13 protein-coding genes are annotated in these 16,847 nt (G+C 63.1%); 1 reads left to right on the plus strand and 12 read right to left on the minus strand.

The annotated features are described in order from the left end of the window. Positions 1–35: 35 nt before the first annotated feature. Genes ACXAHG_RS13530 through ACXAHG_RS13560 form a run of 7 tightly spaced genes read right to left on the minus strand, consistent with a single transcriptional unit; the run spans position 36 to position 6,555 of the window. Positions 36–515, minus strand: a complete 480-nt coding sequence (locus ACXAHG_RS13530) for a class I SAM-dependent methyltransferase (RefSeq protein ID WP_475041181.1) — start codon at positions 513–515, stop codon at positions 36–38. Further along, entirely contained in the window at positions 516–1,274 is a 759-nt protein-coding gene (locus tag ACXAHG_RS13535) for a polysaccharide deacetylase family protein (RefSeq protein ID WP_475058094.1), read from the minus strand. Beyond that, complete coding sequence (locus ACXAHG_RS13540) at positions 1,271–2,407, minus strand: glycosyltransferase family protein (RefSeq protein WP_475058097.1); 1,137 nt, start codon at positions 2,405–2,407, stop codon at positions 1,271–1,273. The genes ACXAHG_RS13535 and ACXAHG_RS13540 overlap by 4 nt, the downstream gene beginning before the upstream one ends. Next, positions 2,404–2,991, minus strand: coding sequence for a histidine phosphatase family protein (locus tag ACXAHG_RS13545; protein ID WP_475041186.1), 588 nt, complete (start codon positions 2,989–2,991; stop codon positions 2,404–2,406). Before ACXAHG_RS13545 ends, ACXAHG_RS13540 begins: the two co-directional genes overlap by 4 nt. After that, on the minus strand, positions 2,988–4,076 hold the full coding sequence (locus ACXAHG_RS13550; protein WP_475041187.1) for a glycosyltransferase family 4 protein: 1,089 nt from the start codon (positions 4,074–4,076) through the stop codon (positions 2,988–2,990). The genes ACXAHG_RS13545 and ACXAHG_RS13550 overlap by 4 nt, the downstream gene beginning before the upstream one ends. 5 nt (positions 4,077–4,081) lie before the next feature. Next, positions 4,082–5,326 carry a glycosyltransferase gene (locus ACXAHG_RS13555; RefSeq protein ID WP_475058100.1) on the minus strand — a complete coding sequence of 415 codons (1,245 nt, stop codon included), beginning with the start codon at positions 5,324–5,326 and terminating at the stop codon, positions 4,082–4,084. Next, on the minus strand, positions 5,323–6,555 hold the full coding sequence (locus ACXAHG_RS13560) for a glycosyltransferase family protein (RefSeq protein ID WP_475058103.1): 1,233 nt from the start codon (positions 6,553–6,555) through the stop codon (positions 5,323–5,325). Before ACXAHG_RS13560 ends, ACXAHG_RS13555 begins: the two co-directional genes overlap by 4 nt. 387 nt (positions 6,556–6,942) lie before the next feature. Here ACXAHG_RS13560 and ACXAHG_RS13565 point away from each other — a divergent pair, with 387 nt between their 5' ends. Beyond that, positions 6,943–9,345, plus strand: a complete 2,403-nt coding sequence (locus ACXAHG_RS13565; protein WP_475058106.1) for a mechanosensitive ion channel domain-containing protein — start codon at positions 6,943–6,945, stop codon at positions 9,343–9,345. 191 nt (positions 9,346–9,536) lie between these two features. Here the strand turns inward: ACXAHG_RS13565 and ACXAHG_RS13570 are convergent, their stop codons facing one another. Genes ACXAHG_RS13570 through ACXAHG_RS13590 form a run of 5 tightly spaced genes read right to left on the minus strand, consistent with a single transcriptional unit; the run spans position 9,537 to position 16,746 of the window. Beyond that, the gene (locus ACXAHG_RS13570; RefSeq protein ID WP_475058109.1) at positions 9,537–10,883 is read right to left on the minus strand and encodes a CoA transferase; all 1,347 of its coding nucleotides are present in this window, start codon (positions 10,881–10,883) and stop codon (positions 9,537–9,539) included. Continuing rightward, positions 10,880–12,034 carry an ABC transporter permease gene (locus tag ACXAHG_RS13575; protein ID WP_475041194.1) on the minus strand — a complete coding sequence of 385 codons (1,155 nt, stop codon included), beginning with the start codon at positions 12,032–12,034 and terminating at the stop codon, positions 10,880–10,882. Before ACXAHG_RS13575 ends, ACXAHG_RS13570 begins: the two co-directional genes overlap by 4 nt. Next, a complete protein-coding gene (locus ACXAHG_RS13580; RefSeq protein WP_475041195.1) occupies positions 12,031–13,059 on the minus strand; it encodes an ABC transporter permease in 1,029 nt (342 codons plus the stop codon). The genes ACXAHG_RS13575 and ACXAHG_RS13580 overlap by 4 nt, the downstream gene beginning before the upstream one ends. Then, positions 13,059–14,972 (minus strand): ABC transporter substrate-binding protein, encoded by a 1,914-nt coding sequence (locus ACXAHG_RS13585; RefSeq protein ID WP_475058112.1) that lies wholly within the window; start codon positions 14,970–14,972, stop codon positions 13,059–13,061. Before ACXAHG_RS13585 ends, ACXAHG_RS13580 begins: the two co-directional genes overlap by 1 nt. Continuing rightward, on the minus strand, positions 14,965–16,746 hold the full coding sequence (locus ACXAHG_RS13590) for an ABC transporter ATP-binding protein (RefSeq protein ID WP_475041198.1): 1,782 nt from the start codon (positions 16,744–16,746) through the stop codon (positions 14,965–14,967). Before ACXAHG_RS13590 ends, ACXAHG_RS13585 begins: the two co-directional genes overlap by 8 nt. Positions 16,747–16,847 lie beyond the last annotated feature (101 nt).

The raw sequence follows: 16,847 nt of genomic DNA on the forward strand, positions 1-16,847 counted from the left end.
TACGCTGCCCGGCCGGGGGCCGGCCGGGACCCGGCTCAGCCGGCCCGGTAGAACATGTAACGGCCCGGCGGAATACCTTCGGGACCATCCAGCTCTACGAAGCCAGCTAGCGGCTGGCCCGAGACGATGATTCCGCCCGGTGCCATGACCTGGGCAATCATCGGCGAAAGCGCGGCCGCTTCGGCGACGTCCTTTTCCTTGACCCCGAAACCGAAGTCATAATGGGCCAGCGCAATCCGGCGGCCTTCGGCAGCGAGCCTTTCAAGCATCGGTTTGGCCTCGCCTTGCAAAAAGTCCTGTTCTGGCGGAACGCAGGAAGGATGGCATTGCAGCACCCGGTCGATCACCCAGATCCGGCGATGTGCCAGAATCTCGCGCAGGTGATCATAGGTGCGGCCGTTGCCCAGCCCCATGTCCAGCACGTCGCCGTCCAGCGCACTGATCTGATCCGCGGCCCAGTTCAGCCCGTCGCGCTGGGCGGTCAGCCGGCGCAGCATGGAATCCAGACGGCTCATTCAGGACATCCTTTCATCGTAGATCCAGGCCTCCGCCGGGCCATCAAGAAGACGCTTGGCAAGCGCTGCGGTAAAGCTCCAGACGGCTTCGTCATGCACCAGATGGTGGGTGAGCAGCCCGTAGGGTTCGGTATTGTCCGTATCCCCGAGGCGGCGGTCGCGCAGCTGGCGTGCCACCTGCGCTGTCAGCTGATCCGGCGGCAGCAGCCGGCGGCCGCCCTTCCAGTCGATCGGGTCCAAATGGGTGTTCACACGCAGCAGCCCAGGCGCGGGCTTTGCAGCCTTGCGTGGCGTAAAAGTAGACACTGCTGTATACCCGGCGCCAGCCAGCCAGGTCAGCATTTCGGGTGAAACCCGGTTCCAGGGTGGCACAAACATGGGCCGCAGGCTGCTGCCGAACATCTCCTGCAAGGCGGTCAGCCCCCGCTCGGCGTCGTCCAGCAGCTCCTCCAGCGGGCGGTGAGCGCCGAATTCGGCCTTCTTCTCGCCCGCCGGGGCGTGGTTCTGGTGGGCCCAGCCATGAACCACTGGTATCAGTTGCGGGTTGCCTGCAACAAATCTGGCAAGGTCAGGTGTGGCGCCCTGCGGAATCACCGCCAGATGCACGGGCAGGTCAAGCGAGGTTGAGAGTTTCGCCAGCTGGTCCAGCTCAGAGGACTGGGACATGGCGTCATCGTCGCGCCACCAAAGGGGCAGCGTCATTCCCGACTCCTGCCAATGCTCCAGTTCCCGGTCCAACCCGCTCCAATCCGGTGTCATCCGCGCCCTCCCGCAAGCTCTGCGGCAATCTCCACACTCCGGGCGGCCCCGTCAAACCTGAAACCGCCCGCCAGCCGCGGCGGAGCCTGCATTGCCGCCTTGACCGCAGCGCATAGCGTTTCCGGGGAAAGGTCAGCAGTCCTAACAACCTCGATGCCGTTCAATGGCATAAGGCTGGCTGTACGCAGGCTTTGTTCTGTTTCGTTTCCTGCGTCGAACGGCACCAGAACGGCGGGCGTGCCGGCCTGCAAAAGGTCAAGTGCGGTGTTGTAGCCGCACATGCTGACGGAGGCGGCGGCATGAGACAGCATTTGACGGAAGTCCTTGCGCGCAGGCTCCAGCACAGCTGGGGATACGGTCCGGGCGAATGTCTCGATGCGGTGGGATGCGTCGGACCCGCCCACCAACAGCCGCCAAGGCGTGCCGGGCATCAGCCTGGCGGCCTCAAGGGCTGTGCGGTACAGCGGCGCGCCGACGCTGCCGCCGCCGGCACTGACCAGGATTTCGCCTGTGCCTGCCCTCTGCGGGTGCCGGCCTGCGGCAGGGGGGGCTACGTAGCCGGTATAGCGAAGCTTGCCCGCCAGCATGCCGGAGACGGGCCAGCTAGCTTCCAGCCGGGTCGCGGCAGGATCGGAGTGAACCAGCACCGCGTCGTAATATTGGGCGATGACCGCGTCTGCCTTTTCCGCCTTCTCCGGTTTTGAAGGGGGGGCGAGGATGTCCCGGATAGAAGACAAGACCACCGGCCGCCGCGGCAACGTGCTGGCCGCCTGCAGCAGGGCAAGAAATTCTTTGCGCAGAGAGCGGCGCCCGAAAGGGTAGAGTTCCGTGAGCAGAACATCCGGCTGCAAGGCATGCAGCACGGCAACCAGGGCGGACTGGCGGTGGGCCAGATAGGCCTCATCTACAAGCGTTCCATCTTCTGCCAGCAGCCTAGTGAAATTCACCCCGTCTGAACGCAAGGGCGGCAGCTGGATCACCTCGACATCCCCGGCATGGAGCTGTGGCGCCGGGAAGCCGCCGGAAACGACCTGCACCTTGTGTCCCGCGGCAAGGAAGGCCCGAGCCAGCGTCAAAGCACGGGACAGGTGGCCTGTTCCCAGCAAATGTGTGACGGCAATCAGGACTTTCATGGAGCACCCCTGCGCAGCAGCCGCACGGGTTCCGGCCACGGCGTGATGCGGGTGCCTTCAAGTTCCACAACAAAAAACCGGTTCCGTTTGATGCGGAAGGGGGCAGGGCCGTCAAAGTTCCAGCCATGCGCCCGTGCCAGTATCATTCGCATGATGCCGATGTGGCAGACGGCAATGGCGTCCTGCGTCAGATCGTGCAGCCAGGGCGCGATCCGGTCCCAGACTTCTGCCGGGGTCTCGCCGCCGGGCGGGCGGTAATCCCAGCCCCAGTCTTCGATATCGCGAAAGCCGCTGACGGGGTCTGCCTTCAGCTCCATGCCATGCAGCCCTTCCCAATCGCCCCAGTTCATTTCCGTCAATTCGGGTGCAGTGCGCGCCGGGCGTTCAGCAACAAGTTCTGCGGTTTCCGCCGCACGCATCAACGGACTGGACCAAAGCTCTGCCTGCTGCCAGCTGCCGGGCAGGGCATAGCCGCGCAGCTCTGCCCGGGCCGCATCATCCAGCGGTATATCGCTGCGGCCCTGAATACGGCCGGCGCGGTTCCAGGCGGTGTGGCCGTGGCGCAGGAGAGCGAGGCGGATCATGCAGAGCGGTCCATTAGCGGCAAAACGGTGTTCCAGAAGGTCCGGGCAGCAGCAGGTGAAAGATGGTGGTTCGATATGAAGTCGCGGGCATTCCCGGCAGTCTCGGCGCGCAGGCCAGGGTTTGCAAGCAGCCTGGCGGTAAACGATGCGAGCGCGCGCGGCCCGGCTTCCGGTGCGGGATAAGTCCCGGGCAGCAGCACATCCCGTACGCCGGGCCGGTCCTGAGCGGCCACAGGCAGCCCATGTGCCTGGGCTTCCAGATAAACCATGCCAAATGCCTCATTGACGCCTGGCCACAAAAACAGGCCCGCACGTGAGTAGGCGGTTTCCAAGTCGGCGCGGCTGAGCTGACCTAGGAAGCGGACCCTGTCCGCGAAGGGGGTCATCAATGCCTCGACCTCCGTCCGGGCCGGGCCATCGCCTGCGATATCCAGGCGCCAATCACCAGGCAGAAGCGCAAGTGTTTGCGCGATGATGCCGTAAGAGGCCAGCTTGTCGCCGGCGCGCATCATGCCGGCTGCCAGCATGGGGCCGTCCAGAGATGACAGCTCAGGCAGGCCGTCAAGCGGCAGGAAGGGGGCAAGGCGGGCAATGATCTGGCTGCCGCAGCGGTCACGATCCAGCGCGAAGCGGTCCTGTTCGGTAAAGTGGAAGATCGCATCGGCAGCGTCCGCGGCAGCATGAGCAGCCTTGGCGAAGCCAGCCCATGGGCCGGTCAACCGTTTCTTGGCGCGGGTGGATTCGATTTGCACATACGGAATGCCGCGGTTGCGAGCCACTGCGGGGCCGATCAGGTCGGGAGCCTTGTAGTAATTGTGGTATGTGACCCAGATATCCGTATCCGGCATCTGAGAGGACAGGCGGGCTGCTTCGGCTTCTGCCTTTGCATGCAGGGCAGATTGCTGCGCCCCGTCCCCCTGTTTGTCATAGCTCCGCAGCTCTGACACCAGTTGGACCCTGGCGCCGCTGGATTTGAGCAGGGCAATCAGATTGCGCGCTATCTCGCGGTCGCCAGAAGGGACAGGGTGGTGCGGCGGCTTCATTGGCGCATAGAAGGCAACCCGCTTTCCGGCTCCTGACTGCATGGCGGTCAGCTGCCCGTCAGCATAGCATTCAGCCGCATGGAAAGCTGAGCAATGCCAGGATCCATCCCGAAGTCGCTGCGCAAGCGGGTGAGAGCAGCCTGAGCCATTTCCGCCAGCTTCTGCGGCTGCCGGGCAGCGTACAGCAGGCTTTCTGCCAGAGCTTCCGGGCTGTCTTGGCTCAGCAGCCCATGTACGCCATGGTCAATGAACTCCGGAATCGCAGAGACAGGGGTCGACAGGATCGGCAGGGCCTGCGAGGCCGCCTCCATCAGTACGTTCGGAAGCCCGTCGCGATCGCCATCCGCGGCCACCCGGCTCGGCAGCACGAACAGATCGGATGAGCGCATGGCTTCGATTACCTCAGGCTGATCGCAGGCGCCGCGCCAGGTGATGCGGTCAGCGATGCCTGCATCTTCCGCTGTGTCCTGTAGCAATTCACCCAGCCCGCCACCGCCGATATGGGTCCAGTGCCAGTCGAGGGTTGCAGGCAGCAAGGCCAGCGCGGCAATTAAGCGGTCGAATCCTTTCTTTTCAACCAGGCGTCCGACAGACATGAAGTGAACCGGATCCTGCGGGCAGCGTGGGCGGCGTTCCGGCGGTGCTGGAAAGCGGTTCAGGTCCAGCCCGTGATAGACTAAATCGACCCGCTCCGGAGTGTCCGCCAATTCCTTCAGATGCCTGGCGCCGAACCCGGTGCAGGTTGCGCCGAACGCGGCGCCGTGGCTGGCTGCAGCGAGCTTTTCCTTCAGCTCCCAATCTGGCGAGGTCCAGATGTCCTTGGCATGGGCCGAAAAGCTCCAGGGCAGGCCCCGCATGATTGCGGCGTAACGCGCGACAGAGGAAGGCGTGTGCAGGAAATGCGCGTAGAGGCCCAGCACTTCGTCCGGCATCTCAGCCGCCAGAACACAGGCCTGGCCGAATCGCCGGATACGGTTGGGTGTTAGGTCGCGACGCAGGTCGGCGCGCCAGATCCGGTAAGCGTCACCGTAGCCGGGCAGCTGCCGTGCAAGTGCGCGGGCGCGCCACACCCGGTCCGGTTCTTCATACAGATACTCCGGCAGATAGTTTACCCGCGCGTTCAGCTGCATATGCAACGGATGGCGTTTGATGTCGGTCGGGTGGCGCAGGGACCAGATTTCAAAGGTATGGCCTGCGGCCTCAAGGGCGACCAGCTCCTGCGCGATGAAAGTCTCGGACAGCCGCGGCCAGCCCTTGACCACCACCGCCAGCGGCGGGCGCGCAGCGTTCATTCAGCAGCCTCATTGCGGGGATCGTGAAGCAGTGCATCAACGCGCCGAGTCACATAGTCCAGCCCGTCCAGAAGCCCTTCGGAACCGGCAGCAGACGGCGGCGGCTGGGTTTCCAGCGCGCGGATTGCCTTGGCCAGCGCTGGCGCGGTCCAGCCATCGCGGGTCTCGTCCAGCATGGTCGTGAGGCCGATCTCCTCCGCCCGGCTGGCCCGGATCCATTGTTCCAGCCGCGGCGTTGTACGGGGCACGATCACCGCGGGTTTGTCAAAGGACAACACCTCGCAGAATGTGTTGTAGCCACCCATGCAGACAACGCCTTGGGCGCCGGCAAAGAGCGTTTCGATCTGCGATTCAAAGCCAACTGCGGTGACGCGGCCATTGAGCCGGGCGACGCGCGCCTCAAAATCCTCGCGGGTTTCGCCGGACAGGAAGGGGCCGTAAACCAGCACTGCCCGCGGCGAAAGATCCGGATCGGCTTCATAGGCTGACAGAACCAGGTCCACCATCATCTCGCCATCGCCGCCGCCGCCGGGAGTAACCAGCAGGTATGGCTGCTCCGGCGGCTCCCCCACCTGGCCCAAATCGCGGCGCAGGTACCCGGTCCAGTGCATGCGGGCCTGCATCTCAGGCGTGAAGGGCAGCCCGGCAGTGGGGTCATAAACCGAACGCGGCCCGTAGACCCAGATCTCGTCATAGAAATCGCGGGTGGCCTCGACCGCGTGCTTGCGCTCCCATTCCGCAGCCAGCACTTCCGGCTCATCCAGCACGTCGCGCAAGCCCAGGACCATTTTACAGCGCCCGCGCGATTTCAGCAGGTCCAGTGCGGGCATCAGTTCGCCGCGAAAACCGGTCGGCTCCTTGTCGGCGACCAGAACATCGGGATCGTACTGCTCCACCGTCGAGCGGATCAGCGCTGCACGCAGGTCAGCGGTTTCCTCGATGCTCATACCCATGGTGCGCGAAGCATAGGATCCGTCCGAGCGTTTGATAACCCCGGGCAGGCGGACATGGTCAACCCGTGTCGGAAAGGAGAACCGCCCGGCCACAGGAGAGCCTGTCAGGATAAGGGCGGAGGCATCAGGATCGGCAGCTGTGATTGCACCTGCCAGCGCCCGGGAGCGCCGCAAATGGCCCAGGCCGAATGTATCGTGGCTGTAAAACATGATCCGAAGGCCACGCGCTGCGGATCCGGAGTGTGCCTGTGATGCGTTTGATACCGTCATTGCCATGCCTGGACGTTTTGCGCGGCGCTGCCCTGGGAGCCCCTGCTTTCCGCAGGGCAGCGCCCAGGCCAGCATGGGCTGCCGCTCGTCCCCGGGCGCGTGCTCTTATGCTCCGCCATCTTCCGCCTCAGATTGCGCGCCCCGCAGCCTGCCTGGCCGGGGGGGCGGTCAGTATTTGTTTGTGCCGCTCCCTGTCCCGGCGCTGACGGCCGGATCGGGGAACTGCGGCCAGCCGCCCGGAGGGCGGATGTTTGAATTTGTATAGCCCGGAGCCCCTGTGCATGCAATCATGCGCCTTTATTGCATAACGCACAGGAAGTTGTGTGCGCGCCATTTGCGCAACGCCCCGGCGCGTGGTTAATTTGGCTCAAGTTTCCAAAAGGATAAGCGCTTATGCTGCAAGTTTTGTACCGGATCATGCTTCTGGCGCTGCTGAGTATCGGGCTGGCCGCTCACGCAGAGGCGCAGGAAAGTGACGAAGGCGGAGCAGAGGCGCTGTCCAGAGCCATTGAGCAGGCGGCCGAAAGCGGTGTCAGTGTTGTGGTGGTGGACAGCAGCGGCCAGTTGCTGAACACACCGCCAGAGACTGAGGAGGGCGCGGAAAATACAGCTTCGGACACAATGGAGCAGCCGTCGGCGCTGATGAAGGCGCAGTCGCGGGTGGCTGCCTTCAGAGCAGAGCTGAATAGCCGCCTTGAAGCGCTGCCCTATTCGATCTTCGAAATGCAGTACATCCTGCGCCAGACCAGCCCGGACGGGCGCATAATGACCTATGTCGAAGTACTGGGGTGGAGCGTGCTGTTCCTGCTGATCGGCCGGTGGCTGTCAGTGCAGATATACGGCAAGCGGATTGCCAAGCGGTTTGTGGTTGCCCGGATCCGGGAAAATCCGCAGGGCTATCAGGAAAAGATGCCCTTCCTGGTTTACCGTTTCCTGATGGGGATCGGGGCCACGGTCTTTGCGATGGTCTTCGCGGCGCTGCTGTCATATCTTGCGTTTGGAGCCTCCGGCGATCCGTCCATCGAGTTCACGGCAACAGCTGTCTATACTGCCTTTTTCCTTGCCAGAACGGTCTCCGACTTGTGGCGGATGGTGCTGTCGCCCTTTCTGGCGCAATACCGGATCCCGGTCTTTTCCGACCGGGATGCCAAGCGGCTCTATATCTGGGCCTCGCTGCTGGCGACCTATGATATTTCCTCGACGCTGTTTGCCACCTGGGTTGGCGATTTCGGGCTGAACTACAACGTCTATGCGCTGGTCTATGGTGTGCTGGCGCTGGTTGGAACCCTGGGCAATCTGCTGATGGTGCTGGTCAACGGCCGTGCGATTTCCAATGCCATCCGTGCCGGCCGGTTGCCGGAAGACTGCTCCTGGCTGGTGCGGATTCTTGCGGTGGCCTGGGCGCCGGTGCTGATGGCCTATATGACCTTTGGCTGGCTCAAACTGGCTTTTGATCTGGTGCTGGAACATGAGATTTCGATCCCGCTGATGGCGGGCAGCTATTTTGTTCTAACCACGATCCTGGTCGTCTATGGCGCTATCAACTATTTCATCGAACGCTATTTCAACCGCAGCCGTATGGTTCAAGTGTCAGCGGCAGAGCCGGAACAGGCCACCGCGGATGAAGCTGCTGAAGCCGCAGAAGAAGCCGGCGGCCTGACACCGGACACAGTCGGCGGCGCGGCGCCGGAGGATCTGGATGGCGAAGACGGCGATGCCGCGGAGCGGGCGGTCAAGCATCCGATTGCCACCTACGAAGACCTTGCCCGCCGCGTCGCCGGCATCCTGGCCTTTGTTGTCGGGGCCTATTCGCTGGTGATCGTCTGGAACCCGGACGCCAGCTGGACGGAAACCACAGCGGCCGAGCGGGTGATCGACGTGACGGTGATCCTGTTCATCGGCTACATCGTTTATCACCTGTTCCGGATCTGGATCGACAGCAAGATCGACGAGGAAGTGGGGGACGTGGAGCCCGGCGAACTGGGCGACGAGGGCGGCGCCGGCGGTGCCAGCCGTCTGGCCACCCTGCTGCCGCTGTTCCGCGGAGCGATCCTGGCCGTGGTGCTGGTGTCGATCGTGCTGATCGTTCTTCTGGAGTTGGGGATCAACGTGAGCCCCTTGTTCGCCGGTGCCGGTGTGGTCGGCCTGGCCGTGGGCTTTGGGTCGCAGACCCTGGTGCGCGACATCTTCTCTGGAGCGTTCTTCCTGATCGACGATGCCTTCCGCAAGGGGGAGTATATCGATATTGGTGATGTAAAGGGCACGGTCGAGAAGATTTCGGTGCGTTCGTTCCAGCTGCGCCATCACCTGGGCGCGCTGCACACGATCCCCTTTGGCGAGATCAAGGTGCTGACCAACTATTCCCGCGACTGGGTGATGATGAAACTGCCCTTGCGGGTGACCTATGACACCGATGTGGAGAAGGTCCGCAAGCTGATCAAGAAACTGGGCCAGAAGCTGATGGATGACCCGGTTGTCGGCCATACCTTCATACAGCCGCTGAAATCCCAGGGCGTGATTGAGATGCAGGATTCAGCAATGATCATCCGGGTCAAGTTCATGACCAAGCCGGGCGATCAATGGATTGTGCGCAAAAGGGTCTATCAGGAAATCCGGGAACTGTTTGCCCGCGAAGGCGTCAAGTTCGCCCATCGCGAGGTCACGGTGCGCCTGGCCCCGGACCAGGAGGGCGAGGTGACGCCCAAGCAGAAAGAAGCGGCCGTAGGCGCGGTGCAAGCCGCCATTGACGATGACCTGCTGGAGGATATGGGCGGACCTGGCGGCGACGACCGCTGATCCGGCGGCCACGGCAGCCCTCCCGCCCCCGCGCCGGACCGCTGGTGCGCTCCGCTTGGGGTTGGGCGTGGCGCCGCGCTGCGGCGCGGCTTTTGGCGGGTGTTCCGGCCCGCCAAAAGCTGTTTCTTTCTGATGGAAAATACTCCGGAGTGAATTGACCGAAGGCCGGGATGGGCCGGGCATCTGGCGTTCTAGCCTGGCCAGTTAGCCCAGGCGCTGCCGCAGCGCGATGCGGGCAGGTCCCAGCTCATCCTTGCTGTGCTCAGGCTCAGCGGAGCGGCAAGACGGCGGCCAGGCCCCCAGCCGCTGCTTTCAGTCTCCCCGCTGTAATCGCCGTCAGACGGACCAGCGAAGGATGCGCCGCCGGCTGTCTTGTGCATACCGGAAAGAAGTTCAGCCGTGCGCGCCAGCGAAAGCCGGGCCGCGGGCGCCGCTTCGCCGCGTGCTGCAGCTGCCAGGGCGCTGAGTGCGGCTGCCGCCATTAGATAACCGGTGGCGTGGTCAAGTGCCTGCACCGGCAAAGGATGCGGCTTTTCTGTCCCGGCCCAGCTGCGGCCGGTATCGGCTATCCCCGCGCTCATCTGCACCAGACTGTCAAAACCGCGCCGGCCCGCCCAGGGGCCGGTCCAGCCATAGGCATCCAGAGTCACTTCCACGGCGTTTGGCGCAATTTCGCGGCGGACCTCAGCCCCGTAGTCCAAGCCCTCCAGTGCCCCGGGGCGGTATCCGTGCACCAGCACATCCGCCTGCGCCAGAAGACATTCGAACACTAGGCGGTCCTCGACCTTGGTCAGATCCAGCGCGGCCATGCGCTTGCCTAGCGAAATGTCCGGGATCACCCCCGGTTCGTCCCAGCCGGGCGGGTCGATGCGCAGCACCTCGGCGCCAAAACCCGCCAGGGTGCGGGTGGAAACCGGCCCGGCCAAAACCCGGGTAAGGTCCAGCACCCGCAGACCTGCCAAAGGGCGCCCCGACGTTGCTTGAGGCCTGTGCCGCAAGCGGATCTTGCGCGGGGAGATCCAATGAATCAGCGGCTCAGCAGCCACGGCGCGGCCCTGCGGATGGGCCAGCCAGTCCTCTCGGCTGCGCATGGCGGCGGCCACGCCTCCGGCCTCCACAATCTCAGTTTCGAGGCTGTCCGCTGGCAAGTGTTTCGCGGCCGCAGTTACCGCCTCGCGTTCGCCTGTGCAGCCGAGCACCTTCAGTGCAGCCCGGCGATGGTGGGGCAAGTTGGTGTGCAGCCGGATCCAGCCGTCCGCAGTTTCATAGACGCCGGCTATGGAATCCCACAGGCCGGGCATCTCCCACCCCTCTGGACGGAAACTGTAGCTGAACCAAAGCGAGGCGAGGCGCTGGTCCACAGCGGCTTCGGGCGCAGCGGGCGCGAGGTTCAGCGCCGCGGTCAGCCGGGCGAGTTCCAGCCCAACCGCGGCAACCGAAGCATTGGCCAGCTCGGTCACCGCAAAGACGCTGTGCCACTGGCCAGTGCCGGTGGTGCGGTATCTGTCCGGTGCGGGCAGAGCGTGAAGCAACGTCATTGCTGATAGGGGTCCAAACTGTCGCGCAGCCCGTCGCCGAGGAAATTGAAGGCCAGCACCACGATGACAATCGGCAGCATCGGGATGGCAGTCCACGGGTAAATCTCGATTGAGGCAAGGTTTTGCGCGTCGTTCAGCATCACCCCCCAGCTGACGGCAGGCGCACGCAGTCCAAGTCCCAGGAACGACAGTGCCGTCTCGCCCAGGATCATAGCCGGGATCGACAACGTGGCCGAGGCGATCAGGTGCGACATGAAATTGGGCAGCAGGTGCTTGCGGATCACCCGGCCTGAGGAGGCACCCATCATCTCGGCGGCGCGGACATACTCCTCTTCCCGAAGAGACAGGAATTTGGCGCGGACCGAACGGGCCAGCCCGGGCCAGTCGAGAATGCCGAGGATGATCGAAATGATGAAGAACACTGCCACCGGCGACCAGTTCGAAGGCACTGCAGCAGAGAGCGCCAGCCATAGGGGCAGTTCCGGCAAAGAGCGCAGGATCTCGATCACGCGGTTGATCAGCCAGTCCGTTTTGCCGCCGAAATACCCGGCCAGCGAGCCGAAGAAGATGCCCAGCACAAAGGAGACCGTGATCCCGATCAGGCCCACAGTCAGCGATAGCTGCGCGCCATAGGAAACCCGGCTGAAGATGTCGCGCCCCAATCGGTCGGACCCCAAGATAAAGACTGTTGCCTCCTCAGTCGGGCAGAACAGATGCCGGTTGGTTTCGATGAAGCCGGCCAGGTTATAGGTGCTGCCTTCGCAGAAGAACTCGAGCTTCAGCGGGCGCGTGGTGTCGGGTTTGAACTCCCACTGGAAGGTTTCCAGGTTGGCTTCGGAGGTCATCGGATAGACGAAGGGTCCGATGAATTCGCCTTCGTGGAACAGTTTGATCGCTTGCGGCGGCGAATAGAGATGCTCTGAGAAGCGCTGGTTCGGGCTGTAGGGCGCGATAAAGCCAGCAAAGGGGATCAGCAGATAGGCGATCAGCAGAAAGATACCGGAGATCAGGCCCAGTTTGTGGGTCTTGAACTTGCGCCAGACCAGCAGCCAGTTGGGGGCGTCCAGATCCTTGCGCTCCAGCTCCAGCAAGGAGCCTTGCGGGTCGAAGGGTTCATCATCGACATAGCGTCCGTCAGGCAGATGTGTCATACGTCGCGCCCCTCGTAGCGGATCCGTGGGTCGAGCAGCACCAGCAGCACGTCGGAAATCATGGTGCCGATCAGGGTGAGCAGGGCTACGAACATCAGCACAAAACCGGACAAGAACATGTCCTGGGTCTTGAGCGCTGTCAGCAAGGTCGGGCCGATCGTTTGCAGTCCCAGCACCACCGAGACCAGAACCGAGCCGGAGATCATCGAAGGCAGCAGGTTGCCGATATCGGCAACAAAGGGGTTGAAAGCCACACGCAGAGGGTATTTCGCCAGCATCCGCGAAGGCGCCATGCCCTTGGCAATGGCGGTCTCCACATAAGGCTTGCCCAGTTCATCCAGCATGTTGGCGCGCAGCCGCTGCATCATCGCGGAAGCGCCGGCTGTGCCGATCACAAAGGTTGGCACAATCAGGTGGACGAGGATGGATTTCACCTTTTCCCAGTTCATCGGCACGCCCTCGTACTCCGGCGCCATCAGACCGCCGATCGGCAGGTCGAACCAGCGATGGCCGTAGTAAAACAGGATGAGAGCCAGCAGAAAATTCGGGGTGGCCAGCCCCAGATAGCCGATGAAGGCGGAGGTGTAGTCGATCCAGCTGCGTGCGCGGGCCGCGGCCAGCACCCCCAGCGGCAGCGCAACGGCGTAGACAAAAACGACGGCGGCGAGATTTACCAGGACCGTCAGCCACAAGGTGTCACCCACAATCTCGGCCACCGGGCTGTCGAACTCGAACGACCAGCCAAAGTTGCCTTGGATCATGCCGGAATACCCATGCGGGCCGGGCATGAAACCCATCCAAATCATATATTGCTGCCACAAGGGTTTATCGAGCGCGTATTCCTGGCGCAGGAACTCAGCCTTGGCCACGCCGGCCGATTGCCCGGTCGCCTGCAGTTCGGCGATCTGGTTGGACAGGTAGTCGCCAGGGGGCAGGTTGATGATGGCAAAGACCAGCACCGACACCACCAGGAGCGTCAGCAGCATGGTGCCAAAGCGGTAAATGGCGTATCGCAGAATTTCCATCAGCCCTTGCCATCCTCAAAGAAAAACTCGTCCGGCCGGTACAGGCCGAAATGCGCGCCGGGGTCCCAGGCCCAAATGGCCTGTTTCGGCACGTTGTGCAGCCGGTTGCTGACCACCACGGGCTGAGGCGCGGCCGCCACCACGCCAATGGCATAGACCTGTTCGGCGTGAATTTGCAGCATGCCGCGCCAGGCAGCGGCGCGCTCTGTATCAGTCCGGGCCATGTTCCAGTCCCGCATCAACTCCATCAGGCGCTTGGCTGGCTCCATATCCGGCGGCTCACCCGCGTCGCCGCTGGTTTGGTAGTATTGTCCCCATTTGGGCCAGGACAGGAAAACCTGATCGGTCGGCGCCAGATAGGCGGGCGAGGTATAGGCCTGCGGCAGGCCGTTGTCCCAGCCGAACCAGGCAGAAGCCATGGTGCTGCCGGAAAATACCCGGTTGCGCAGGATGTCGCGGTCCAGCGGGCGCATCACCAGCTTGACGCCGACATCACGCCAATCATCAGAAATGATCTGCAGGGCGTTCTCGACCTCCTGCCGCTCACCCGCTGTTTCCACCACCAGCTCCATCAGCCGCCCGTCGGGAAGGTAACGGATGCCATAGGCGTCCTTCTCCGTCAGGCCTGCCTCGTCCAGGAGCCGGTTGGCCTGCTCAGGGTCGAAGTCCGCCCAGGCCGCGCGCAGTTCAGGATCGAAGAACTCGCTTTGTTCCAAAACGGTCATGGCGCCAGGCTTGGCCAGGTTGAAGTAAAGCGCCCGGTTGATGGCGCGCCGGTTGATCGCCAGAGACAGGGCGCGGCGCACCCGGACATCGCGCAGCAGCCCGCGCCAAACCGGATCCTTGGCGTTCAGATTGGGGTAGATCGCGATCTGCGAGGCGGCGCCGGTGCCCCAAAGATATGTCTTGTAGTTTGATCCGTCCTTCTCGCCCTTGCGCAGGATCGGGATATCGCGAAATCCCAGGCCGCGCGCCTGCAGGTCCGCCTCGCCTGCGTTGGACTTGGCGGCGACCAGGCCTGCGGTTACGATCTCCATCTCGACGGTGTCGATATAGGGCAGCTGCACGCCGTGGCTGTCGATCCGGTGGTAATAGGGGTTGCGCACGAACTGATGGCGGATCTTCTTGCCGGGGGAGGCATTAATCCAGGGCTGCAATGTCGGAAGCTCGTGATTGTCGAACTTGTACATGTTGTCGTATTTGTTGTGCAGCGCCGCCCAGCTTTTGACGCGGGCGTAGTCGACTTCCTCCTCCAGCACTTCGGGATCTGCATAATCCGCGTGGAACTTCTTGAGGTATTTGGCTGGCCGGTAGATGAAAGGCGGCCGGGCCTGGGCCAGCATATACAGAAAGCTGGGGTTGGGATCGTCCCATTCATAGATGACCGTCGTTGCATCCGGGAAGCTGACCTGCGGCAGTTTGCCGTTCACGCGCAGAAAATCCGGCGGGCCGGCTGGGCTCAGCAGCTCATGGTTCGCGACGTCCTCCCACCAGTAGCGGAAGTCGTCAGAGGTGAACGGATCGCCGTTGGACCAGTGGTGGCCGGGCCGCAGCCTGAGGGTATAACGGCGGTTGCCTCTATTTTCATATCCAAGCAGAATGTCAGGCTGCAGGCGGTAGCTTTCGTCATATCCCGCCAGCCGGGCGTAGCCGTAAACGACCATTTGGCGGATATCCTTGGAGCGGGTGACCATGGTGTTCAGGGTGCCGCCCTGGATACCGAATTCGCGTCCCTTGGCCGCTAGATCGACGATCAGCGGAACCTCGGGCAGGCGTTCGGCTGCCGGCGGCAGGTAGCCGGCCTTCACCTCAGATTCCCAGAACGTGCTTTCCTGCACCTGCGGTCCGGCCAGGGCAGGCCAGGAAACCAAGCAGAGCGCGGCGGCCAGAACGGGTTTCAAAGCATCAAGCATGGCAGCGTACCTTGTGGCCGGGTTCCAGGTGTTTCAGGTTTACCAATGGCGGCGCCTGGACGCCGTTGAACCGGAATTCTTCGGGCCAGCATTCAGGGGCGCCCGCGCCCTGGGCTACCAGTTTCAAATCGATGGGGCGGTCGATGTCCGGCTCAGGCTGGGCAGCTATCAGCGCCTTGGTGTAGGGGTGCTGCGGATTGTAGAACAAAGTTTCCGGCGGCGCCTGCTCCACGATCAGTCCGCGCCGCATCACAGCGACCTCATCGGCAATCCGGGCTACAACGGCCAGGTCGTGGCTGATGAACAGATACGACAGGTTGTGCTGGTCGCGGATTTCCTCCAGCAGGCGCAGGATCTGTTCCTGAACCGAAACATCCAGCGCGGAGGTCGGCTCGTCGCAGACGATCAGCGCCGGGTCCAGCATCAACGCGCGTGCAATCGACAATCGCTGGCGCTGACCTCCGGAAAAAGCGTGGGGATAGCGTTTCAGCATATCCGGCGACAACCCTACCAGCCGCAGCATTTCGGCAGCCTTGTCGCGGCGTTCGGCTTTGCTGCCGATCCGGTGAATGTCCAGCGGCTCTACCAGAGTGTCCTGAATGCGCATCCGGGGCGATAGGGATGAGTAGGGGTCCTGAAACACCATTTGGGCTTGCCGCTGGAACGCTGTGCGCGCGGTCCGGTCCATGTCGTGAACCGCCACGGCCGGCTGCCCAGGGTCGGGGCGGAACAGCACCTCTCCGCCGGGATCCGGCAGCTCTGCACCCAGGGCAATCCGCGCGGCCGTGGTCTTGCCAGAGCCGCTTTCGCCAACAATTGCCAGGGTTTCACCGCGGGTCACCCGCAGGTCGATTTCGCGGCAGGCGTGGATCAGGGTCGGGGCCTGCCAGCCTTTGCTGGCGCGCAGGGTATAGGTCTTGGAGACGGCTTTCATCTCCATGATCAGATCTTCGCGCGAGGGCGGGATCGCGACAACCGCCTGATCCGGTATTTCAGGGGCCGCATTGAAAAGCGCCTTAGTATAGGGGTGGGCCGGGCTGCGCAGCATCGGTTCCGCACCGCCGGCTTCCATCACCCGGCCTTTGTGCATCACAACCACCTGTTCGGCCATATTGGCGACCACGCCCAGGTCATGAGTCACCAGGATCATCGCCATCCCGGTTTCGCGCTGCAGATCCTTCATCAGCCCCAGTACCTGGGCCTGGGTGGTCACATCCAGCGCCGTCGTCGGTTCATCAGCGATCAGCAGATCCGGCTTGGCCACCATTGCCATAGCGATCATCGCCCGCTGGCGCATACCGCCTGACAGCTCGAACGGATAGGACCGGTAAGTGCGTTCCGGTTCCGGGAACCCCACACGCTCGAAGCACTCCAGAACTTCCCGGCGGGCCGCCCGCTCGGATTTACGGCCATGCAGCCACAGCACCTCAGACACCTGATTGCCGATCCGGTGCAGGGGGGAGAGAGAGCGCATCGGTTCCTGAAAGATCATCGACACGGTATTGCCGCGTACATCGCGCATCCGGCGCTCTTCCAGCGTTGCCAGGTCAAGTTCGCTGCCCCGGGTGTTCAGCAGAATACGTCCGGACCGCAGCTGTGCCGCCTTCGGCAGAATGCGCAGCACTGCACGGCAGGAGATCGTCTTGCCAGAGCCGCTTTCGCCGACCAGCGCAAGCGTCTCGCCCGGCTGTACGGCAAAGTTCACGTCCTTCACGACGGCGTCACCTTTGCCAAATCCGATGCTGAGGTTTTCGACTGACAGCAGCGGGCGCATTCAGATTTGCCCGCCCGGCTGGTTCAAGGCGCTCATGAGATCGTGTTTTCCCCTGTTTTTTTGCCTCACCATCGCGCGTCAGAGGCTGTTTAGTCAAACCC

The sequence above is a fragment of the Leisingera sp. ABD4_442 genome (assembly GCF_056160905.1).